Annotated in this window: 25 protein-coding genes, 1 tRNA gene and 1 pseudogene; 15 read left to right on the top strand and 12 right to left on the bottom strand. The window is 30.8% G+C overall.

Annotated features, from left to right (window positions below; genetic code table 11):
• Positions 1-74 precede the first annotated feature (74 nt).
• Genes glyA through SIB45_RS04125 form a run of 4 tightly spaced genes read left to right on the top strand, consistent with a single transcriptional unit; the run spans position 75 to position 4,674 of the window.
• On the top strand, positions 75-1,346 hold the full coding sequence (gene glyA / locus SIB45_RS04140; protein WP_011862299.1) for a serine hydroxymethyltransferase: 1,272 nt from the start codon (positions 75-77) through the stop codon (positions 1,344-1,346).
• On the top strand, positions 1,343-2,617 hold the full coding sequence (locus tag SIB45_RS04135; RefSeq protein ID WP_011862298.1) for a competence/damage-inducible protein A: 1,275 nt from the start codon (positions 1,343-1,345) through the stop codon (positions 2,615-2,617). The genes glyA and SIB45_RS04135 overlap by 4 nt, the downstream gene beginning before the upstream one ends.
• Positions 2,618-2,629: 12 nt before the next feature.
• Entirely contained in the window at positions 2,630-4,033 is a 1,404-nt protein-coding gene (gene leuC, locus SIB45_RS04130; RefSeq protein WP_011862297.1) for a 3-isopropylmalate dehydratase large subunit, read from the top strand.
• Positions 4,034-4,035: 2 nt separating this feature from the next.
• Positions 4,036-4,674 (top strand): 3-isopropylmalate dehydratase small subunit, encoded by a 639-nt coding sequence (locus SIB45_RS04125; protein WP_011862296.1) that lies wholly within the window; start codon positions 4,036-4,038, stop codon positions 4,672-4,674.
• Here SIB45_RS04125 and SIB45_RS04120 read toward each other — a convergent pair.
• From SIB45_RS04120 to psbN, 3 genes and pseudogenes are all read right to left on the bottom strand, one after another.
• Positions 4,657-4,886, bottom strand: a pseudogene (locus SIB45_RS04120) (DUF3769 domain-containing protein). The gene SIB45_RS04125 and the pseudogene SIB45_RS04120 overlap by 18 nt on opposite strands.
• A 410-nt stretch (positions 4,887-5,296) precedes the next feature.
• Entirely contained in the window at positions 5,297-5,425 is a 129-nt protein-coding gene (locus SIB45_RS04115; protein WP_002805124.1) for a photosystem II reaction center protein I, read from the bottom strand.
• Between the two features lie 108 nt (positions 5,426-5,533).
• Entirely contained in the window at positions 5,534-5,686 is a 153-nt protein-coding gene (psbN, locus tag SIB45_RS04110) for a photosystem II reaction center protein PsbN (RefSeq protein WP_011817745.1), read from the bottom strand.
• 78 nt (positions 5,687-5,764) lie between these two features.
• On the opposite strand from psbN, the gene psbH reads away from it, so the two are divergent.
• The 3 genes from psbH to SIB45_RS04095 all read left to right on the top strand — a co-directional run bounded on the left by psbH (position 5,765) and on the right by SIB45_RS04095 (position 6,966).
• On the top strand, positions 5,765-5,965 hold the full coding sequence (gene psbH, locus SIB45_RS04105) for a photosystem II reaction center phosphoprotein PsbH (RefSeq protein ID WP_002805661.1): 201 nt from the start codon (positions 5,765-5,767) through the stop codon (positions 5,963-5,965).
• 137 nt (positions 5,966-6,102) lie between these two features.
• Positions 6,103-6,699: an aminoacyl-tRNA hydrolase gene (gene pth, locus SIB45_RS04100; RefSeq protein ID WP_011862294.1), complete on the top strand. Its 597-nt coding sequence runs from the start codon at positions 6,103-6,105 to the stop codon at positions 6,697-6,699.
• Between the two features lie 9 nt (positions 6,700-6,708).
• Positions 6,709-6,966: a DUF3146 family protein gene (locus tag SIB45_RS04095; protein ID WP_011862293.1), complete on the top strand. Its 258-nt coding sequence runs from the start codon at positions 6,709-6,711 to the stop codon at positions 6,964-6,966.
• Here the strand turns inward: SIB45_RS04095 and SIB45_RS04090 are convergent.
• The 3 genes from SIB45_RS04090 to ntcA are packed head-to-tail and all read right to left on the bottom strand — an operon-like array spanning position 6,947 to position 9,124.
• Positions 6,947-7,384: a hypothetical protein gene (locus SIB45_RS04090; protein ID WP_011862292.1), complete on the bottom strand. Its 438-nt coding sequence runs from the start codon at positions 7,382-7,384 to the stop codon at positions 6,947-6,949. The two genes, SIB45_RS04095 and SIB45_RS04090, sit on opposite strands and share 20 nt — an antisense overlap.
• Positions 7,385-8,350 carry a DUF3084 domain-containing protein gene (locus SIB45_RS04085; RefSeq protein WP_011862291.1) on the bottom strand — a complete coding sequence of 322 codons (966 nt, stop codon included), beginning with the start codon at positions 8,348-8,350 and terminating at the stop codon, positions 7,385-7,387. It abuts the gene before it with no gap.
• A gap of 39 nt (positions 8,351-8,389) precedes the next feature.
• Positions 8,390-9,124, bottom strand: coding sequence for a global nitrogen regulator NtcA (gene ntcA, locus SIB45_RS04080; protein WP_011862290.1), 735 nt, complete (start codon positions 9,122-9,124; stop codon positions 8,390-8,392).
• A 199-nt stretch (positions 9,125-9,323) separates the two neighbouring features.
• Here ntcA and SIB45_RS04075 point away from each other — a divergent pair, with 199 nt between their 5' ends.
• From SIB45_RS04075 to thyX, 3 genes are read left to right on the top strand one after another with little or no spacing between them, the layout of a single operon-like run.
• Positions 9,324-9,905 (top strand): cob(I)yrinic acid a,c-diamide adenosyltransferase, encoded by a 582-nt coding sequence (locus SIB45_RS04075; protein WP_011862289.1) that lies wholly within the window; start codon positions 9,324-9,326, stop codon positions 9,903-9,905.
• Between the two features lie 4 nt (positions 9,906-9,909).
• Positions 9,910-10,503 carry a dCTP deaminase gene (gene dcd, locus SIB45_RS04070; RefSeq protein ID WP_011862288.1) on the top strand — a complete coding sequence of 198 codons (594 nt, stop codon included), beginning with the start codon at positions 9,910-9,912 and terminating at the stop codon, positions 10,501-10,503.
• Between the two features lies 1 nt (position 10,504).
• Positions 10,505-11,137 (top strand): FAD-dependent thymidylate synthase, encoded by a 633-nt coding sequence (gene thyX, locus SIB45_RS04065; protein ID WP_011862287.1) that lies wholly within the window; start codon positions 10,505-10,507, stop codon positions 11,135-11,137.
• 3 nt (positions 11,138-11,140) lie between these two features.
• Here thyX and SIB45_RS04060 read toward each other — a convergent pair whose 3' ends face one another.
• Complete coding sequence (locus tag SIB45_RS04060; RefSeq protein ID WP_041484655.1) at positions 11,141-11,686, bottom strand: thioredoxin domain-containing protein; 546 nt, start codon at positions 11,684-11,686, stop codon at positions 11,141-11,143.
• 138 nt (positions 11,687-11,824) lie between these two features.
• Between SIB45_RS04060 and SIB45_RS04055 the strand changes: the two genes are divergently transcribed.
• On the top strand, positions 11,825-13,177 hold the full coding sequence (locus SIB45_RS04055) for a phosphoglucosamine mutase (protein WP_011862285.1): 1,353 nt from the start codon (positions 11,825-11,827) through the stop codon (positions 13,175-13,177).
• A 7-nt stretch (positions 13,178-13,184) separates the two neighbouring features.
• On the opposite strand, the gene trmB is transcribed toward SIB45_RS04055, so the two are convergent.
• Complete coding sequence (gene trmB / locus SIB45_RS04050; protein WP_011862284.1) at positions 13,185-13,814, bottom strand: tRNA (guanosine(46)-N7)-methyltransferase TrmB; 630 nt, start codon at positions 13,812-13,814, stop codon at positions 13,185-13,187.
• Positions 13,815-13,936: 122 nt separating this feature from the next.
• On the opposite strand from trmB, the gene SIB45_RS04045 reads away from it, so the two are divergent.
• Positions 13,937-14,560 carry a DUF3177 family protein gene (locus SIB45_RS04045; protein WP_011862283.1) on the top strand — a complete coding sequence of 208 codons (624 nt, stop codon included), beginning with the start codon at positions 13,937-13,939 and terminating at the stop codon, positions 14,558-14,560.
• Entirely contained in the window at positions 14,520-14,855 is a 336-nt protein-coding gene (locus tag SIB45_RS04040) for a hypothetical protein (RefSeq protein ID WP_011862282.1), read from the top strand. Before SIB45_RS04045 ends, SIB45_RS04040 begins: the two co-directional genes overlap by 41 nt.
• On the opposite strand, the gene ileS is transcribed toward SIB45_RS04040, so the two are convergent.
• From ileS to SIB45_RS04025, 3 genes are all read right to left on the bottom strand, one after another.
• Positions 14,852-17,758: an isoleucine--tRNA ligase gene (gene ileS / locus SIB45_RS04035; RefSeq protein WP_011862281.1), complete on the bottom strand. Its 2,907-nt coding sequence runs from the start codon at positions 17,756-17,758 to the stop codon at positions 14,852-14,854. The two genes, SIB45_RS04040 and ileS, sit on opposite strands and share 4 nt — an antisense overlap.
• Positions 17,759-17,877: 119 nt before the next feature.
• Complete coding sequence (locus tag SIB45_RS04030) at positions 17,878-18,327, bottom strand: hypothetical protein (RefSeq protein ID WP_011862280.1); 450 nt, start codon at positions 18,325-18,327, stop codon at positions 17,878-17,880.
• 71 nt (positions 18,328-18,398) lie between these two features.
• A tRNA-Leu gene (locus SIB45_RS04025) sits at positions 18,399-18,480 on the bottom strand.
• A 185-nt stretch (positions 18,481-18,665) separates the two neighbouring features.
• On the opposite strand from SIB45_RS04025, the gene SIB45_RS04020 reads away from it, so the two are divergent.
• The gene (locus tag SIB45_RS04020) at positions 18,666-19,670 is read left to right on the top strand and encodes a fatty acid desaturase (protein ID WP_080513427.1); all 1,005 of its coding nucleotides are present in this window, start codon (positions 18,666-18,668) and stop codon (positions 19,668-19,670) included.
• 1 nt (position 19,671) lies between these two features.
• Here SIB45_RS04020 and gatC read toward each other — a convergent pair whose 3' ends face one another.
• Positions 19,672-19,965: an Asp-tRNA(Asn)/Glu-tRNA(Gln) amidotransferase subunit GatC gene (gene gatC / locus SIB45_RS04015; RefSeq protein WP_011862278.1), complete on the bottom strand. Its 294-nt coding sequence runs from the start codon at positions 19,963-19,965 to the stop codon at positions 19,672-19,674.
• Between the two features lie 171 nt (positions 19,966-20,136).
• On the opposite strand from gatC, the gene SIB45_RS04010 reads away from it, so the two are divergent.
• Positions 20,137-20,721 carry a DNA-3-methyladenine glycosylase gene (locus tag SIB45_RS04010; RefSeq protein ID WP_071813371.1) on the top strand — a complete coding sequence of 195 codons (585 nt, stop codon included), beginning with the start codon at positions 20,137-20,139 and terminating at the stop codon, positions 20,719-20,721.
• The last annotated feature ends 2 nt before the right edge of the window (positions 20,722-20,723 follow it).

Here is a 20,723-nt window from a genome sequence, read left to right as displayed (position 1 = left end):
AAAAATCTGAAATATTCTTTTTATATTTTTCTAAAAAATATCGTCTATATTATGGATATTACTTATCAAATTCAATGAATATCCTTCAAAATCTTAAAGAAAGTGATCCAGTAATATCAAATTTTATCAAATCTGAAAAAAATAGGCAGGAAACTCATCTTGAGTTAATCGCAAGCGAAAATTTCGCATCAATTGCCGTTATGGAGGCTCAAGGTTCTGTCCTTACAAATAAATACGCCGAGGGATTACCCCAAAAAAGATACTACGGGGGATGTGAATTTGTTGATCAGATCGAAGAATTAGCTATTCAGAGAGCGAAAAAATTGTTTAATGCAAATTGGGCTAATGTTCAACCCCATAGTGGAGCACAGGCAAATGCTGCTGTTTTCTTAAGTCTACTTAAACCTGGCGACACAATCATGGGGATGGATTTATCTCATGGTGGACACTTAACTCATGGGTCTCCAGTAAATATGAGTGGTAAGTGGTTCAATGCAGTTCACTATGGTGTAAATAAAGAAACTAGTGAATTAAATTTTGATGAAATAAGAGAGATAGCACTTGAAACAAAACCAAAATTGATCATATGCGGATATTCTGCTTATCCAAGAACAATCGATTTTGAATCATTTAGAAATATTGCAGATGAAGTTGGTGCTTTCTTAATGGCTGATATTGCACATATTGCCGGTCTTGTAGCAAGTAAACTTCACCCAAATCCAATACCTTATTGTGATGTAGTAACTACAACTACTCATAAAACATTAAGAGGGCCTAGAGGTGGACTTATCTTATGTAAAGATGCAGAATTTGGAAAGAAATTTGATAAATCTGTTTTCCCAGGAACTCAGGGTGGTCCCCTCGAACATATAATTGCCGCAAAAGCAGTTGCATTTGGAGAAGCCTTACAGCCAGATTTCGTTAATTATTCCCAACAAGTAATTAAAAATGCAAAAGTTCTAGCTTCAACTCTAATAAATAGAGGTATTGATATCGTGAGTGGCGGCACTGATAACCATATTGTTTTACTCGATTTAAGAAGTATCAATATGACTGGTAAAATTGCTGACTTGCTTGTAAGTGAAGTTAATATCACTGCAAATAAAAATACCGTTCCATTTGACCCTGAATCACCTTTTGTAACCAGCGGACTAAGGTTGGGAACTGCTGCTTTAACTACTAGAGGCTTTAATGAGAATGCTTTTGCTGAAGTTGGTGAAATTATTGCTGATAGATTACTTAACCCAGACGATTCACTGATTGAAAGTCAATGTAAAGAAAGAGTATTAACCCTATGTAATCGTTTTCCTCTTTATGAAAGCAAACTTGAAGCATCAATTAAATGAGTCCTAACTCCAAGGGAGTTGAAATTCTTTCTATTGGAACAGAGCTACTCTTAGGAAATATCATAAATACAAATGCTCAATGGATTTCTGAACAGTTATCTCAATTAGGCTTAAATCACTTTAGGCAATCAACTGTAGGTGATAATTGTGATCGAATTGTAAGAGTAATTCAAGAAATATCGAAAAGAAGTAATCTTCTAATTACAACTGGTGGCTTAGGACCCACCCCAGATGACTTAACTACTGAAGCAATAGCCAAATCTTTTAATGTAACTCTTTTTGAAAGACCGCACTTATGGGACGAAATTAAACAAAAATTGCCAAACTCAAAGCTCCATGAAGATTCCTCTAGCTTAAGGAAACAATGTTTTTTCCCAAAAAATGCTCAAATAATTAATAACCCTAGGGGCACTGCCCCAGGAATGATATGGGAACCAATAAAAGGATTTACTATTCTTACATTCCCTGGAGTACCTAGTGAAATGAAAACTATGTGGGAAGAAACGGCGTATGATTTCATTCAAACCAAATTTTCAGATACTTATTCCTTTTTTTCAAATACCCTTAAATTTGCAGGTATTGGAGAATCTAGTGTTGCAGAAAAAATTAACGATCTATTAAATCTTAAAAACCCGACAGTTGCTCCATATGCCAACTTAGGAGAAGTTAAACTCAGAATCACAGCCAGAGCAAAGAATGAAGTTGAAGCAAAGAATATTATTAAACCAATAAAAGAAAAATTAAAACAAGAGTTTTCTAAATTTATTTTTGGAGAAGATAATGATACTCTTCCAAGTATTTTAATAAAAGAATTAACCAAGAGGAAACAAACTATTGTTTTTGCTGAATCCTGTACCGGAGGCCTGTTATCTGCATCACTAACATCAATATCAGGCTCATCTCAAGTTTTTCAAGGTAGTATTGTTTCCTATAGTAATGAGCTAAAACATTTATTATTAGATATTTCTGAAGAAAAGCTTGCAAAATATGGAGCTGTTTCTGAAGAAGTTTGTGAGGCTATGGCAATTAATGTCAAAAAGAAATTAAGAGCAGATTGGGCAATATCAATTAGTGGAATAGCTGGTCCTAACGGAGGCAGTCAAAATAAACCAGTTGGACTTGTCTATATCTCAATTTCAGGACCGAATAATTATATAACTACTATAAAAAAACAATTTAATTCAACCCGAAATAGACTTGAAATTCAAACACTAAGTGTAAATGTGTGTTTAAACAGCCTCAGATTAATCCTATTATCGGATAGTAAGTAACTTTTTTACAAATTGAGTAAAGATACCTTATTTGATAAAGTTTGGGATTTACACAAAGTTTCCAGTCTCCCTGGTGGCTCAGATCAAATTTTTATTGGTCTTCACCTCATCCATGAAGTAACAAGTCCTCAAGCATTTGGCGCTTTAAAAGACAAAAATTTAAGGGTAAAATTCCCTAGTAGGACTGTCGCTACAGTTGATCATATTGTGCCAACGGATAATCAAAGCAGACCTTTTAAAGATAATCTTGCCGAGCAAATGATTGAAACACTTGAAAAGAACTGCATAGAACATAAGATAAGATTTTTTAATATTGGCAGTGGAAATCAAGGTATAGTTCATGTAGTAGCTCCAGAATTGGGGCTAACCCAGCCTGGTATGACAATCGCTTGTGGAGATTCTCATACTTCAACGCATGGAGCTTTTGGGTCCATTGCTTTTGGGATAGGTACAAGCCAAGTTAGAGATGTTCTTGCTACCCAAACCATAGCCATGAACAAATTGAAAGTAAGGCAGATTTGGTGTGAAAATAAATTATCTAATGGGGTTTATGCTAAAGATTTAGTTCTTCATATTATCAATAAACTTGGTGTAAAGGCTGGAGTAGGTTTTGCATATGAGTTTGCAGGACCCGCAATCAATTCATTATCAATGGAAGAAAGAATGACAATATGCAATATGTCTATTGAAGGTGGGGCGAGATGCGGCTACATAAATCCTGATGAAAAGACTTTTAGTTACATTAAAAATAAATTATGTGCGCCCAGAAATGAGAATTGGGATGAAGCACTTTTATGGTGGAAATCATTAAAAAGCGATGCAAATTCTATTTATGATGATGTAACTAAAATTGATGCTTCAAAAGTAGAACCAACCGTAACCTGGGGAATTACTCCAGGTCAAAGTGTAGGCATCAACCAAAAAATCCCTCTTTTAGAAGAATTGTCCCCAGATGACCAATTTGTTGCTAAAGAAGCTTATGAATATATGGGTTTCAAACCAGGACAGTCAATTAAGGATACTCCAATTGATGTTTGTTTCATAGGCAGTTGTACCAATGGAAGAATAAGTGACTTAAGAGTTGCTGCTAAAGTAGTAAAAGACAAAAAAGTATCTCAGAATATAAAAGCATTTGTAGTCCCAGGATCTGAGAAAGTAGCAAAAGAAGCAAAAATAGAAGGACTTGACAAAATTTTCCTTGATGCAGGTTTTCAATGGAGAGAACCAGGCTGTTCAATGTGTTTAGCAATGAATTCAGATAAGCTAATAGGTAATCAACTTAGTGCAAGTTCTAGTAATAGAAATTTCAAAGGAAGACAAGGATCCCCAAATGGAAGGACATTATTAATGAGTCCTGCGATGGTTGCAGCTGCTGCAATATCAGGGAAAGTAACAGACATAAGAAATTTTATGTGAAAATGATCAAAAAGTTTCAAGCCCCAGTAGGGCCTATATCAAAAATAGTAGGTAAATCGATAGTATTAATTGGTGATGACATTGATACCGATCGAATTATTCCAGCTCGTTTTTTAAAATGTGTAAATTTCGATAATTTAGGACAATCCGTTTTTGAAGATGATAGAAAAAATCTTAAAGGTAAACATCCTTTTGATTTGGAGTCGAATAAAGGATCCTCAATACTAATTGTTAATAGTAATTTTGGATGCGGATCTAGCAGAGAACATGCACCCCAAGCCCTTCTTAGGTGGGGAATAAGAGCGATAATTGGAGAAAGTTTTGCAGAAATTTTCTACTGCAATTGTATAGCTATTGGAATACCATGTTTCACACTCCCAAAAAAATTAATTAAAAATATACAAGAAAATAAATATATAAATAATTCCTTATGTGAAATAAACATTAATGAATCAACCTTCAAATCTACTTTTTTTAATTTTGATTTAGAAATAAAGATTTCTTCAAAAAATATGTTTTTGACTGGTGAGTGGGACGCAACCTCAACACTCCTTGCAAATAAAAAACTAATCGAAAAAAAAATAAATGATCTACCCTACACAAAGTTTAATCAATCCAATGAATTATTCGAAACCATTTAGAGAGAAATTTATTCCTCCAAATTGATTATAAGGTTGATAAAAAACCCCTAATTCATATGATCTTTTTTTAAACTTATCGAAATTTTCGAACTTATAAAATCTCCATAATCTTGTGAATTCTTATCAAGATTTAAAGTAGCATCAGTTTTCAAGAGTATAGGTCCATATAGTTGTTGATCAAAAGCTAAATTTAAAGTGAAAAGATCTGAAATTTGATCGAATTTAAACCTGCTTTCACAATTCCTTTTGACTTGTCGTAGACAAGTAAATCAGCTTTTAAAGTATTTCCTTTATAATTAGCAATAACATTACCCTCAGCATATAAAACAGATTCTTGCTGGAATTGTTTATCAGATTGTATTTCTAGCTGGAATTCTTGATTTAAATTCTCTCTTAAAGCTATTTCCTGAATAGATTCGTCAATTTTTTTATCTAAAGAAGTTTTTTTAGAATTGATAGTTTTGCATTGTTTTAACTTAAACCATCTAATCGAAAAATATTACTGTCTATAGATGAAGTTTAATCAGGATATGAAAAATTGAATAAATTAAATAAAAATAAATTTGTAAATATAAGTTTTCTAAATTTCAAGATCTTCAATATGATTCCTAGGTAGAAATATTTAATCTTGAGGACTCTCTAGATCCTTTCTATTAGGCGTCCTTGTTGGATCACTTGCCAAAAAGCCGAAAAGAAATATTCCAACGAAGAAGAAGACGATAGTGTAAACAGAAATTTTTAAGGCAAGCATGGAATTACTAGTGCTGACAGATTTATATCTTATTAAATTTATAGTTAAACTATGGTTAATTGTTTACTTTTTGTATTTTTGGAAAATTTTGAAATACTTTAAAGAAGATTAATCGTCATGGTCATCCCAAGGATCAGTAAGCTTTGCAGCTTTGGGTCCAAATGCAGTCCAAAGACCAAAACCGGTTAAAGCTAGGAGTAATGCCAGAATTGTTACTGCTATGGAAACTGCAGGATCTGGAGCAGATGATAAAGTTTGCATCAATTTTGCTAAGTTTGTAAACAATTTATGTATAAGTTCTTATACAATAGCGAAATAATATTCGATTATGTGATTCAAATGGGTCAAAAAACAGCCTTAGGCAGTCTTCTAAAAGCAATTGGTAATTCAGGTCAAGGGAAAGTAGTACCTGGTTGGGGAGCAGTTCCTGTGATGACTGTCATAGGCCTACTACTACTTGTTTTTTTGGTTATTCTTTTGCAAATTTATAACCAATCCCTACTACTACAGGGTTTCTCAGTAGATTGGAATGGAAACTAATTTCTAAAATTTTCTCAAGAAGTTATTTATTTCACATAGTTATCGCTAAATAACTTTTTTTGAAATTTTGTTTTTTTAATTAGTTATAGTTTATATATATTTATAATTCTCAATTAAGTGAGATTTAGATATACATCATGCATGAAATATATTTAATTGGACTTGGGAATCCTGGGAAAAAATATTACAACAGTAGACACAATATAGGTTTTTTGCTGCTTGAAAAGCTCTCAAAAAAATATAATTCAAATTTTTTATTAAAAGATAAACTTAAAAGTTCCTGCTCAGAATTTCAAATCAATAACTACACCTTTAGGTTATTTTTACCAAATACGTTTATGAATAACAGTGGTTATGCTGTCCGAGCAATCGTTGATTGGTACAAAGTAAACTTAGATCAAATTTTTATAATAGTCGATGATAAAGATCTTCCCCTTGGAAAAATAAGATTTAGAAGAAAAGGAAGCTCAGGTGGACATAACGGGCTTAAAAGCATCATTGAACAATTGCAGTCACAAAACTTTAAGAGAATAAGAATTGGTATTGGGTCACCTCCCCTAATAAAAGGAGAAAATAATTTCAATACTATTTCACATGTATTAGGAAATATTTCTCTAGAAGAAAAATTAATATTGGATAAAGTGTTTAAGAGAGTAATAGAATCCCTCGAACATCTAAATACTAAAAAAGAAGATCATATAATTAATGAATTAAACTCTTTTAACCAAGACTAACCTTAAGTAATGCGTTCAAAACCTGAAACGATTGCCAATGTAAGTGTTAAGGAATATTCCTTCTCAAAAAAGCAAATTCAGGGGGTTGTAAAAGCTAGTCAATTTCGGTGGACTTTTATATGGTCTTTTCATAAAGGTTTACTAACAGTAAATCCACCTTTGGGAAGAGCTTTAATTGAGGATGCCTTATTGAGGTTTTTACTAAAAAAAGATTATGAACTAGAAGCAGGGAATGAATATAAATTCACTATTTCAGCCAAGTTTTAAAATCTATATTCTGATTCAAAGTAAACTTCATTCTGCAGTAATCCTCTAAAATAATCAAAGCTGATATGGCATCAAGGTTTTTATTAAGAATAAAAATTTCTCTAGGTATTAAAAACTTCAGGCCACTAATTGGAAAAAGTTCAAAATATCTCGCTTTAGCCCTGTAGGTAGTATTTTTTTCTTCAAAAGTTATTATTTCTTTTTTAAAGAAATGTAGTTTTTCTCTAATTTCTCTACTGGTGGTGCCATTGCCAATAATAATTTGTTCTATATCCTCAGCGGAAATTAAATTTCTAAGATAATTCTCAAGTAATTCACTTTTCAGGATGATCGCTTTGTAAACTTTTTTTTCACTAATTTCCGCTAGGACTAAGCCGCATTTACTTTTTCCAGGATCAATAGTTACTACTCTAGCCATTTAAGATGCAATCTTTACAATATTAATTTCAACGACTATGGGTTCTACAGTTTTGCTATCTCTCAAAGATACTACTTCTAACATAAAATTTACATTTTGATTTTCTTGAAGAAAGTCTCTAATTTTTTTTACAAAATTTCCATTTGTATTAATTTCAACAACTTGTGAACCTTTTGACTTAATTTCATCCCTTGTTTCTCTTAACAGTGATTTTATTTTTAAATTTATTTCTTTAAAATTTAAATCACTTTTTTCCATAATTGCACTTGTAATGACATCTCCTTTTTTGACTATAAATTTATTCTCTAATAAATCAGGAGATACAAACACATAATTATCCCCTTTTAAAACATTTGTTGCTGATTTAATTAATAAAATCCAGTCGCCGCCTCTAGAAGCTATTGTCTCAATTTTTGAGATATCACTAGGTCTCCACAAAAGAATATTTTTTGCATCTTTATTAATCGGGAAAACAATTTTTCTAACAAATTTATCAGCTTCATTATAGATTTTTGTTAAGTCTAGTTTTATATTTGAGCTGGAATTAACCTCAGCAATAAATAAAGTTTGCCCTCTTTTAATAACAATATTGCCTCTCCTAAATTCTTTAATACTACTTTTTAATTGATTTAACTCGTTTTCTTTTTGAATAATTTTACTTTCAAGTTCTTTTCGCTCTTTCTGTAAAGGGACTAAAGCTTTTTTACTTTTATCTAAAGTTTTTTGCAACAAAGGAATATCCACAAAAAGCCTTTGCCTAAATTCTTCACTAACTAAAATCAATAACCCTATTGATATTGAACTAATAAACCCTCCTGTAATTATAGTTATTATAGTTGCTGTTTTTTTCGGTCTTAATTTTAAAATACTAAATCTTGCTTTTCCGATCTTTGTTCCAAGAATATCCCCAAATGGTGCAATAAGTCCCCCTAAAAATATTAAAAAAACAATTAAAATCCAAGCCACATTTTTGTATACACTCAGTACATCATAATTAATGATGAATCAATTAAATCTTTTTGCAAGAGCAATTGGATCGAATACTGTGATCTTTTTTCTTTCAATATTCAGAAGCCCTGAATCCTTTAAATCTCCCAATAATCTTGTAATGGTTACTCTTGTAGAACCAATAGCTTCAGCAATTGCCTGATGTGAAAGCCTTAGATCTATTGTAATACCTTTTTCACCTGCAACTCCAAAGTCTCTACAAAGAACCATTAAAAAACTTACTAAACGAGAAGACATATCTCTGTGTGTAAGAGTTTCTATCATAGTTTCAGTTTGCAGGATCCTACTAGAAAGGCCCTGTAAAAGAAGTAGTCCTACTGATGCATCTTCCTCTATAGCTCTTAAAACAGAATTTGCAGGTGCTGTTATCATTTCAACTCTTGTGAATGCTATGGCATGGTAAAAACGATCAGATCTATGGCCTGTTAGAAGAGATAAAACACCAAAGAGACTATTCTCTCTTAAAAGAGCAACAGTTATTTCTTCACCTGACTCATAAACTCTTGACAATCTTACTGCACCTCTTCTTATGAGATAAACTTTTTCAGCAGGGTCCCCAGGGAAAAATATTGTTTTAGATCTTTCAACCATTTCTGTGTTTGCTCCATCTAGACCTTTAATCACTTCCATTAAAGTTCTATTAATTGGGAAACGTTCTCCAACAGAATTGATTTTACTTTGTCCTGACTGTTGCGAACTAAAGCGGTTGAATCCTCGTGAAGCAGGTATCATAAATATCTTTACTATTAAAAAATTTAAGGAGGCACTCTAAAATTTCTTGTATCAACAGTAACAATTTTAAATTCTTATTGGTTTATTGATAACCCTTTAAAAATCAGTTTGTACTTGATTAACCCTTTTTTAAGTAAAATTACACTATATGCAGTGTCAATAGATTCTAATTATACTGCATGTAGAAAGAATTTAAATAATGGTAATTAGTTCATCTCATCTATATTCCAAAAGTAATCTTGATGTTGTAAATATAAATACTTCTAACAAAATCAACAGACAAAAATTTACGCAAAATGGGCAAATTCAAATTTATCAATCATCATACAGAGGAAGTTACCCATCTATCATTAGAGACTCTCTAAGAAATGCTGCTCTTGGCAGAAAAGTGCTCTTAATACAATTTATGAGAGGAGGAGTCAAGCAAGGAATTGATAATGCAGTAAAGCTATGCGGTAATTTGACCTGGGTAAGATCATCACATTCTTTTGATCAATACAATTCTGAAGAAATTGAAAATAATAAAAATTTAAAAAAATCTATTCATGAATCTACTTTTGAATTATGGAATTTTTGCAAAAAAAAACTACAGTCTGGAGAGTATGAACAAATGATACTTGATGAAATTTTTTTAGCTATTGACATGAAAATTATCGATAAAGATGATTTGATTTCAACACTTGAAAACCGATTTATATCAGGAGATGTAATCCTTACTGGTACAGATATACCCAAAGATCTATTATTAATGGCCAACCAAATTACTGAACTTCGCTCATAAAACTATGCTAAAGAATGATCTCTGGATAAATCAAAAAGCCTCGGAAGGAATGATAAAGCCCTTTCAATCAAATTTAGTGAGGCATCTTGAACCTGACAATAAACAAAAGCCAGTTTTGAGTTACGGATGTTCATCCTATGGATATGATTTAAGACTTTCATCAAAAGAATTCCTAATTTTCAGACATATCCCTGGGACTGTGATGAATCCCAAAAAATTTAATCCTAATAATTTAGAAAAAACTGTTCTTCACCATGACAATGATGGAGACTTTTTTATTCTTCCTGCTCACTCCTATGGTTTAGGAGTGGCTTTAGAAAAGATGAAAGTACCAGAAAATATAACTGTGATCTGTATTGGCAAAAGCACTTACGCAAGACTAGGAATTATTGTTAACACGACACCTGCAGAAGCAGGTTGGGAAGGTCATCTAACTTTAGAGTTTAGTAATAGTTCTGGTGCAGATTGCAGAATTTATGCAGAAGAAGGCATTTGCCAACTACTCTTTTTTGAAGGTGATCCATGCTCTACAACCTATGAAGATAGAAGAGGTAAATATCAAAACCAACCAGAAAAGGTGACTCTAGCGAAAATCTAAAATGAGTAAAGTTGAACTAATTTCGCTAACTCCTGATGCAGAAAAAACAATGGCTTACATTGCAAGAGTTAGTAACCCAAAAAATCAGGAAAATGAGGACTACTCAAAATTATTGAGTTATTGCATTAAAAATGAACATTGGAGCGTTTTCGAACAGTCATTTATGACTTTACAAATAGAAACCAACAGAGGTATCGCTGCACAAATTTTAAGACATAGATCATTTACTTTCCAGGAATTTTCACAGAGATATGCAGATAGTTCTCAATTGGGTAATATTCCCTTACCAGAACTAAGGCGTCAAGATTTCAAAAATAGGCAAAATTCAATCCCCGATCTCCCTGATGAGTTAAAAAAAAGATTCAATGAAAAAATTGGTTTACATTTTCAGGCTGCATCAGAATTATATGAAGATTTACTCGCTGAAGGCGTAGCAAAAGAATGTGCGAGATTTGTTTTACCATTAGCTACTCCAACAAGAATCTATATGTCTGGATCATGTAGATCGTGGATCCATTACATTCATTTAAGATCAGCTAACGGCACCCAAAAAGAACACAAGTCTATCGCTCAGAATTGCAAGTCGATTTTTAAAAAAAGTTTTCCTATTGTATCAAAATCTTTAGGATGGTAAAAATTATCCATGACTACGAGGATTAACCTCATTTTTTTTATTTTCTTGAATTATTGAAAATTCAGCATTAACAATTTCCTCATAGGGATTCTCTTCTTTTTCTAAATTATTAATAGATTCTCTTATTTTTATTTCATCTTGTTTACCAATAAAAGTAGATATTAAATTGCCTTTCTTATCAAAAAGATTAACTTGAGGAATCCCATTGACAGAAAACTTTTTGATGTAATTACCCCATTTTTGATTATCAACATTTAAAAAAACAAAATTAATATCTTTTTCATATTCATCTTTAAGAGAAGAAACTTGTGGAGCCATTTCTTTGCAAACTTCACACCAATCTGCATAAAATTCCAGAAATGTAGGTTTATTATTTGTAAAAGCTATTTCAGGGTCAACAGATAATTCTCCAAAACTCTTTAGAAGATAAGTTGATTTGAAAAATAAATTTTTAAACAAAAGCATTGAAATAATAAAAACAGATATAATCAAAACAATTATTATTTTTAAATTTGTCTTGAAAATTGGTTCTTGACTTTTAGATTGCACTATTAAGGTATTATTAATTAAGGGTATCTTAAATAAGCCAAACGAATATAGAGAATTGAAATCTATAAGCTTTTAATCAACTGATAAAATAAGGATTGAATAGCTATCAAAAATTTCTTTGATTACTGAAATTTAATTATGCAATCAATCTTTGGAACTGATGGAATAAGAGGAAGATTTAATGAAGAGATAACTTATTCTCTAGCCTACAAAGTAGGTTATGCTCTAGGTTCGACTTTGGAAAATAAAAATCCAATATTAATTGGAAGAGATACAAGAATTAGTGGAAATATTCTGCTTCAGGCAATAACACAAGGTATAAATGAAAGTGGTAAAAAATTTATAAATCTTGGAATCTGCCCTACCCCAGCTATACCTTATTTAATCAAAGAAGAGAACCTAAGTAGTGGGATTATGATATCTGCAAGTCATAATCCGCCAGAATATAATGGCATAAAAATTTTTGATCATAATGGTCAAAAAATTACTAAAATCTTTGAAAATAAAATTCAAAAAATAATTGAAGAGTCAAAACAAAATATATCAATTCCTACAAAAGTGGTTCCCCTAAAAGCCAATAAAGATCTTATGGATACTTATATTAAAAGCCTAATCCAAACAATGGATGGAGAAAGTTTAAGCGGGTTGAGAATAATACTAGACACATGCTATGGATCAGCAACAACTTGCGCAAGAAAAATTTTTCAGTCTCTTGGTGCCGATGTAAAGGTTATCAATAACTCTAAAAATGGTTTGAAAATTAATTTGAATTGTGGTTCTACTAACCTCGAACCATTAAAAAAAGCAATAAGAGAGAGTCCTGCGGATATGGGATTCAGCTTCGATGGAGATGCCGATAGAGTAATTGGAATCGATTCAAAAGGGAATGTGCTGGATGGAGATCATATTCTTTTTCTTTGGGGTAGAGAACTTATGGAACAAAAACTTCTCACAAATAATTTACTAATATCGACAGAAATGGCAAACTTAGGTTTTGAAAATTCCTGGAAGAAAATTGGTGGAATTTTATATAGAACTGATGTAGGAGATAAATATGTTCATGACGCAATTAAGAAAAAAAGATCTGTTTTGGGAGGTGAGCAATCAGGTCATATACTTTCAAAAATTAATAACTTTTCTGGTGATGGGATATTGACAGCACTTCAAATTTCCAAATATTGTAAAAAGAAAAATATTAATTTAAATGATTGGCTTAAAAGTAGTTTCGAACCTTTCCCTCAAAAACTAACTAATATTAAATTAGGTTTTAATTTTAATAAATTAAATCCAGAAAACAAAATCTTAATTGATGAATCTATAAAAAATTTTCAGACAATATATTCGGAAAATTGTAGAGTTTATATAAGGCCTAGCGGTACAGAACCTGTAATGAGAGTTCTAGTTGAGGCCAAAAATCATGAGAAAGTTGATTCTTTATCAAGCGAAATAACGAACAAACTCTTTTTAGAAATTGATAAAATAAGATATTAATCATGAATTAAATTTTTATATAAATTTTTTCATAAATATCAAGTTGGTTATAAATCACATACTTTTCCCGATCAGTTTTTAATTTAATTGGATTAAAACTTTCAGAATAATTAAAATCTTTTTTATCTATTGTCTTAAAATGAAAATTACTTGATATGGTGCAATCCATATAATTGAATAAATCCTTTACATCTGTTTTTATAAAAATTAGGGTCCCTTTTTGCAATGAATTTGAGAGCATATTAACAAATCCTGGCTGAATTACACGCCTTTTATAATGCCTCTTTTTAAACCAGGGATCAGGGAAATAAAAAGAAATACTTTTTATATTTTTGATAATAAATTTATTTTGCATATCATTCAAAATATTATTAGCATTACCAAATATAAAATATAGATTTTTGATTTCTCTTTCAATCACTTTTAATTTTGCATTTTTGACTAATTTCTCACGAATTTCAATTCCTAAATAATTCCAACTGGTATTACCTAAAGCTAAATCAAATAGAAACTCACCAGCCGCACAGCCTATATCCAAATGAAGATTCGATTTAGAATCACCAAACATTTCGCTCAAAGAAGGTAATTTCTCGATTTGATTGAAATTACTACTAAGGGGATTAACATGCTGTCTCATACAATTATCAATATATTCCTAGGCAATAATATAAGGATGCATAATATTCATAACTATGACAATAGTAAGTTCAAAAGTAACAGTTTGATGTTTAATTATTATGTATTTAAAAAGAAAAAGTTTTGGACGTTTTTAATCAACTTTCTATTTGGCTATCATTTCAACTTTCAATAATTTTCCTTCTTGGTATTCCTTTTACTCTATCCATCTGGTCAATTAAAAAAAGAAATAAAGCAGTTATTAAACTTCTATCAATTTATTGGAAAGTATCCATTTTATTTTTTATAAGCCTTCTACTTTTAATAGGAAAATATAATTATGCGCTTGTGGTAACAAATATTGCAACATTATTAATGACAGTTTCAGTTTGGTTTTGGAACGACATTAATGATGAATTAAGAGAATATGACTTTTCTTACTCCCTTACTACAACGACAAAAATATGGAGATGGACTATAACTTTTATATCTCTCAATTTCTTTATTCAGAGTTTACAAAACTTCAGCTGCTTTTCTTTTATTAATTCCGATGCGTGTGAAATATGGCTTCAGCCTTCTTCAAATTTATATATTATTATGAAAGACTTATTTAATTTTTTCTTTGGAGCTAACTTTACCCAGACGATATCAAAATTCTTAGGATTATTTTCATTATTAATTTATACTTTAGGCCTTTTTCAATGGTCAATAATCAAATTACCTAAAAATGGAAGAAACTCCTGTTTCTCAGAAAATGACAAAAATTGATTTAATAAATAGTCTTGAAAGAATAAGTTCCGAGATACCTAATAGGATACTTAAGCTAGAAGGATTCCTTCGAGAAAAAAATCAAAAAGAACAATTAGAAATAATTATTTTCAGAGGTTACAGTAGCTCAACAACTCATCCAATTGAGATAGATTCAGAAAAAAAAGTAATAGCACTTACTTATAGGATCACAAACTTTAAACTTTATAAAGCACCATTAACAGGAACAGAAGAAAATTTTATAAGAGAAAATCAAAACTCACTTTACTTTTTGAATCAAAAAAACTGGATTTAAATAAATTCAAAATTAATTATATTTGAACATCTTTTGCATAATTTTGTATTTTGGATTCCATTAAAAGTTTCTTTTTGATAGTGCCAACATCTATCACATTTTTGCCCTTGAGCTTTATTTATTTGAATTTTACCGAGTGCATTGTTATCAGTAGCCAGAGAATTATCCACCAAATCGGATACCACTTGGAAGTTTGACACTATAAGCCAATCCCTAAATAAATCTACATCTTGATTGCCAAATTCTTTTAGCCAAGTAAGTGAATCTTTTAAAGCTTTATCTTCCGGTAAATAATTAACTTCAGTTTCCAAAGCTGCTCCAATTATTTGTTTGTTCCTACATCCTTCTATGGCCTTGTTAATTTCAACTCTTAAATTTCTTAAATTTGAAATGTGCTCATTAAGTATTTTATTTTTCCATGACTGCGAAAATATTGGCCATCCTCTTTGAAAGACTGATTTTTCTTTAGTTGAATATGGAATATTTTGCCAAATATCTTCAGCCATATGACAAAGCACTGGAGAAATGAGTACGGCTAAATTTTCAACAACTTTTGACATAACGAACTGACAAGATCTTCTCCTAAATTGAGATTTAGAACTTACATATAACCTATCCTTCGCAATATCCAAATAAAAATTTGATAGATCTACAACACAAAAACTTTGCAAAATTTGGAAAAATTTTGAAAATTCATAATTTTCATAAGCGTTTGATATTTGATCTGTAACTTCAACTAATCTGCCTAACATCCATTGATCTAAGAGAGGCAATTGATCAATTTCAAAACTATCAATTTTAGGATCATAATCATGAATATTACCTAGAAGATACCTTGCAGTATTACGTACTTTTCTATAAACGTCTGAAAGTTGCTTGAGTATATTTGAACCAATTGGAACATCTACCGAATAATCTACAGAGCTTACCCATAGTCTTAAAACATCAGCACCATAAGCGGGATCAGTTTTTTTATTATTACCTCCATTAATAATTATATTTGGATCGACAACATTTCCTAAAGATTTACTCATTTTTCTTCCGTTTTCATCAAGTGCAAAACCATGAGTTAAAACTTTTTTATATGGAGGTTTATTATTTACTGCTACAGATGTTAGCAAAGAAGACTGAAACCATCCTCGATGTTGATCTGAACCCTCTAAATAAAGATCTGCAGGATACTTTAATTCACTTCTTAGTTCACACACTGCGGCCCAGCTAGATCCTGAATCGAACCAGACGTCCATAGTATCTTTTCCTTTTTTCCATAGATCCGATTCTTTTGCATAATTTTCCGGCAAAAGATTCTTAACATCCCAATCCCACCAAATATCTGCTCCATGTTCACTAAAAAGCTCTTGAATATGATTAATTATCTCTTTGTTAAGCAGGATCTCATTACCATTTTTTTTATAAAAAACTGGAATAGGGACCCCCCATGACCTTTGTCTAGAAATACACCAATCTCCTCTACCTACAACCATAGAATAAATTCTTTTCTTTCCAGTCTCTGGCATCCATTCAACATCTTCGATTGCCTTCAATGCAGATGATCTAAAGCCATTTACAGATGCAAACCATTGTTCTGTTGCCCTAAAAATAGTTGGTTTTTTGGTTCTCCAATCATACGGATATCTATGCTTATAATTTTCTTGCAATAGAAGCAAATTATTTACTTTTAAATATTCAATAATTAAATCATTTGCATCTTTCAAGACATTTGATCCTTTGAATTGCCCAGAATATTCATTTAAGTTACCTTTTTCATCAACAACACATGTTATTGGTAAATCATATTTTTGACCCACATTAAAATCATCTATCCCATGTCCAGGAGCAGTATGAACAATTCCAGTCCCTGATTCTGTAGTGATATAGTCTCCTCCAATTACAATTCTGCAATTTTTATTCTTAGAGGGATGTTGATATTCAATATTTTCCAATTTGGAGCCTTTAACCTCTAAAAGCACCTTGAAATCTTTATTAAATTTCTTACTTATTTCAGAACATAAGTCCTTAGCAAAAAGGTAAATTCGCTTCTCTTCATCGATCGCAAAAATGTAATTTATTTTTGGATTTACTGCAACTGCTTCATTTGCAGGTATGGTCCAAGGAGTAGTGGTCCAAATGGTTATGAAAGAATTATTTTGAAAAAAATCTTTTTTGATATTTATATTTTTTTGGATGAAATTTAATTGAATTTCCTCAGGTATTTTAGTGATTTTTAATGAAACATAAATACTTTTTGAATAATGATCATCAGGGTATTCTAATTCTGCTTCTGCAAGTGCAGTCCTTGAACTTGGACTCCAATGCACAGGTTTAAGACCTCGATATATATAGCCATTTAAAAACATTTTCCCAAATACTCCAATCTGAGCAGATTCATAACTTTTCTTAAGAGTTAAGTAAGGGTTATTCCAATCTCCCCATATGCCCCACCTTTTGAAACCCTCCTTTTGATTATTAATTTGGATATGGGCATAATCTGTTGCTTTTTTTCTTAAATTTAGAGTATCAAGATTCTTTCTTTCATCAGATTTTAAATTCTGAAGAACTTTTAATTCAATAGGTAACCCATGACAATCCCAACCAGGTACGAAATGAACCCTAAATCCTTTTAAGGTTTTGTACTTATTTATTATGTCTTTTAAAACTTTATTAAGGGCATGCCCCATATGAAGAGCTCCATTTGCATAAGGAGGGCCATCATGTAATGTAAATATTTCGCCTGAATTGCTTGAACCTAATTGGAAATCAATATCATTGTTAGCCCAAAAATTCTGAATCTCGGGTTCTCTCAAAACTGAGTTAGCACGCATTGAGAAGTCAGTTTTTAGTAAATTTAGAGTTTCTTTATAGGAAAAGTCTGATTTTTGTTCTTTGCTATTTTGAGATTTCATACGACGATATAAGAAATATTGGTGATCAAAAGAATTATTTAAATAAATCTAATTCATTATATTCTTTCTTAATCGACCTGGTGTTTAGGGGATGTTTCAAATAACCAATTTATTTGATTTCAGAATTTTATATTATCATTTTTATCATTTCTAACCCACTTTTTTTGGGTTGTATTTTTATTATTGCTACCAAAATTAAAAAAATTTGAAGGTTTCGTAAAATCACCCAATACTAGATTAATAGACTCCACTATTTTCAAAAAGTTATTTTTAAACTCTAAAAAGGTAGTTAATTTTTTCTTTTCGTTATCTGTCAATTGGTACCATCTAGACCAAAAAAGCTCTACTAGATAAAAAATAACTAGTACTGTTAAAAAAAGGAAAATTACAAAAAATGATTCATCTAATGTTTTATTTTTAATTATTAATATCAAACCTATTAATAAATTTAAAAAAGCTTTTATTAAGTCTTTTGGTTTACCGAGCTCAAGATAAATTATTGGTACAGTTAGAAAAATGGTCCCAACTAAAATATAAAAAGTTCCCAAATAAAATATTAAACTATTCATTAAATTAACTACTTAATTGAATTATAAGAGTTGATATAAATAAGCAAACTATCTTTCAGAATTTCCTTAAGTGCGGTCGGGGAGACTTGAACTCCCACACCCGAAGATACGAGTACCTAAAACTCGCGCGTCTACCAATTCCGCCACGACCGCTCAAATAAAATAATAATTGAAAGAGGTTTATTTTAAAAATTTTTTTTCTGAAGATGATAAATTTGACACATTAAAAATGAATTTAAAATCTCTTGAAAGAAATTTTTTATGTTTGAGCATGCAATCAACTTAAAATATTAGTTATATTATTTAAAGAATAAAAGGAAACGATTTCAAACTTAACCATTAAAAATACAACTAAAAATACTAATTCTTCAAAAACATTTAATTGGCAAAAAGAGATTAAAAATTACGTAGATCCGCCAAGTTTTTGGAATCCAACATTAGGTTTATTTTTTGGTGGCTATTTTCTTGCTTTTCTTAGCATATGGCAATGGTATAGAGGTGTTTGGCCTTTACCTTTACTTGTAGCCACTGCTTTTTTAGCTTTACATATTGAAGGTACTGTTATCCATGATGCCTGTCATAAAGCTGCTCATCCGGTTCCTTGGATAAATCAAGCAATGGGCCATGGCTCAGCTATTCTTTTAGGGTTTAGCTTCCCAGTTTTTACGAGAGTTCATTTACAACATCATATTCATGTAAATCACCCCAAAAATGATCCAGACCATATTGTCAGTACTTTTGGTCCAATTTGGCTAATTGCTCCAAGATTTTTTTATCATGAGGTGTTTTTCTTTCAAAGAAAACTCTGGCGAAGATATGAATTATTACAATGGGGAATTGAAAGATCAATATTCATAACAATTATTTTGGCAGGTTTGAAATTTGACTTTATGAATTTAATTTATAATTTATGGTTCGGCCCAGCATTAATGGTAGGAGTTACCTTAGGAATATTTTTTGATTATTTACCCCATAGACCATTTCGATCAAGAAATAAATGGATAAATTCTCGAGTTTATCCAAGCAAATTTATGAATTTATTAATAATGGGACAAAATTACCATCTCATTCATCATCTTTGGCCTTCGATTCCTTGGTTTGAATACAAAATAGCTTATGAAAAAACTAAGCCATTATTGGATAAAAAAGGCTCCCCTCAAAGGGTTGGGATATTTGAAAGTCAAGAAGACATTTTTAACTTTATTTATGATTTATTAATAGGTGTAAGGAGTCATAGCAAAAAGAGGGGGAAAATAAGAAAAATAATAAATTTATATCCAGGCTTTAAAATAAAAAAATTTTTATTAAAGTTAGTCAACAAGACATTTATTGGAAGCAACTAACTTACTCATTAATTATTTTTGGTACTTTAAAATATTTATCCTCTCTAGATGGGCCCAATTCTAGGATTTCTTCGTTGCAATCAGAATTTTTATTTTCGTCTTTTCTAAATACATTAACAACCTCTATAGCTCTCGTTGTACAGGGAACATCATCTGTATCAATTTTTTCAAGTTGTCTTATATAATCCAATATCTTTTCTAATTGTTCTGCATGATTATTAATTTCATTCTCGTTAAGTTCTAATCTTGCTAAATTAGCAACTTTGTTTACTTCCTCTTTAGTTATTTTTGTCATACCTTTAATATTTTTCTTATTAAATAATAGTTTATTAAGAACAGCTTATGAACATATCCTTTGAATTTCAAATAATTTAAAAAAATAATCACATCTTTTTGTAAATCAATATCAATTAATAGCCTTAACTATTTTTCTCAGCTAAATATGTTATTAGATAAATATTGAAAAATAGAAGAAGAATTATTTCCAAAAAATTTTTTTTACAGGCACGCTAAACTTGTTGCTCCTGATCTAATAGGCTGTCACCTCATAAAAAAAAATAATGAGATAGATCAAGTTAAAGGGGTAATTGTTGAAACTGAAGCTTATTCACAGGAAGAAGAGGCCTGCCATGGCTACCGCAAAATGACTGAATCAAACAAATCATTATTTGGCAAACCTGGCACATTTTATATTTATAAATCTTATGGCATTCATCATTGTTTAAACATAGTTACTGATAAAGAAAATTTAGCGAGTGGAGTATTAATAAGATCAGTTTTTATCTCTAAAAAGAATGAAAGATTAGCTTCTGGACCTGGCCTTGTTACTAAGACATTCAGCATAGACATTTCATTTAACTCACTTGAAGTTCTTAATAACAAATCTTTATGGATTTCTCCAAGAAAATCCAATTTAGAAGAGAAAGATCTTATTCAAACTACGAGAATTGGCATATCAAAGGCAAAAAATATAAAATGGCGTTGGTATCTCAAAAATAGTAGGAGTGTAAGTAAAAGATTAAAAGGTGACAGAACACCTAAATTTCAATAATC

The sequence above is a fragment of the Prochlorococcus sp. MIT 1304 genome (assembly GCF_047305015.1).
Lineage (GTDB): Bacteria > Cyanobacteriota > Cyanobacteriia > PCC-6307 > Cyanobiaceae > Prochlorococcus_A > Prochlorococcus_A marinus_E.
This window is presented reverse-complemented; position numbering and strand designations above follow the sequence as displayed.

What these genes read in the sequence shown, in the direction of transcription:
- thyX (WP_011862287.1), top strand. Translation starts at nt 10,505, where the DNA reads ATGAGTAAAGTTGAACTAATTTCGCTAACTCCTGATGCAGAAAAAACA.
- SIB45_RS04075 (WP_011862289.1), top strand. Translation starts at nt 9,324, where the DNA reads ATGGTAATTAGTTCATCTCATCTATATTCCAAAAGTAATCTTGATGTT.
- SIB45_RS04040 (WP_011862282.1), top strand. Translation starts at nt 14,520, where the DNA reads ATGGAAGAAACTCCTGTTTCTCAGAAAATGACAAAAATTGATTTAATA.
- glyA (WP_011862299.1), top strand. Translation starts at nt 75, where the DNA reads ATGAATATCCTTCAAAATCTTAAAGAAAGTGATCCAGTAATATCAAAT.
- SIB45_RS04095 (WP_011862293.1), top strand. Translation starts at nt 6,709, where the DNA reads ATGCGTTCAAAACCTGAAACGATTGCCAATGTAAGTGTTAAGGAATAT.
- pth (WP_011862294.1), top strand. Translation starts at nt 6,103, where the DNA reads ATGCATGAAATATATTTAATTGGACTTGGGAATCCTGGGAAAAAATAT.
- SIB45_RS04055 (WP_011862285.1), top strand. Translation starts at nt 11,825, where the DNA reads ATGCAATCAATCTTTGGAACTGATGGAATAAGAGGAAGATTTAATGAA.
- dcd (WP_011862288.1), top strand. Translation starts at nt 9,910, where the DNA reads ATGCTAAAGAATGATCTCTGGATAAATCAAAAAGCCTCGGAAGGAATG.
- ileS (WP_011862281.1), bottom strand. Translation starts at nt 17,758, where the DNA reads ATGAAATCTCAAAATAGCAAAGAACAAAAATCAGACTTTTCCTATAAA.
- SIB45_RS04030 (WP_011862280.1), bottom strand. Translation starts at nt 18,327, where the DNA reads ATGAATAGTTTAATATTTTATTTGGGAACTTTTTATATTTTAGTTGGG.
- SIB45_RS04115 (WP_002805124.1), bottom strand. Translation starts at nt 5,425, where the DNA reads ATGCTTGCCTTAAAAATTTCTGTTTACACTATCGTCTTCTTCTTCGTT.
- SIB45_RS04090 (WP_011862292.1), bottom strand. Translation starts at nt 7,384, where the DNA reads ATGGCTAGAGTAGTAACTATTGATCCTGGAAAAAGTAAATGCGGCTTA.
- ntcA (WP_011862290.1), bottom strand. Translation starts at nt 9,124, where the DNA reads ATGATACCTGCTTCACGAGGATTCAACCGCTTTAGTTCGCAACAGTCA.
- psbH (WP_002805661.1), top strand. Translation starts at nt 5,765, where the DNA reads ATGGGTCAAAAAACAGCCTTAGGCAGTCTTCTAAAAGCAATTGGTAAT.
- trmB (WP_011862284.1), bottom strand. Translation starts at nt 13,814, where the DNA reads ATGAGACAGCATGTTAATCCCCTTAGTAGTAATTTCAATCAAATCGAG.
- gatC (WP_011862278.1), bottom strand. Translation starts at nt 19,965, where the DNA reads ATGACAAAAATAACTAAAGAGGAAGTAAACAAAGTTGCTAATTTAGCA.
- psbN (WP_011817745.1), bottom strand. Translation starts at nt 5,686, where the DNA reads ATGCAAACTTTATCATCTGCTCCAGATCCTGCAGTTTCCATAGCAGTA.
- SIB45_RS04135 (WP_011862298.1), top strand. Translation starts at nt 1,343, where the DNA reads ATGAGTCCTAACTCCAAGGGAGTTGAAATTCTTTCTATTGGAACAGAG.
- SIB45_RS04125 (WP_011862296.1), top strand. Translation starts at nt 4,036, where the DNA reads ATGATCAAAAAGTTTCAAGCCCCAGTAGGGCCTATATCAAAAATAGTA.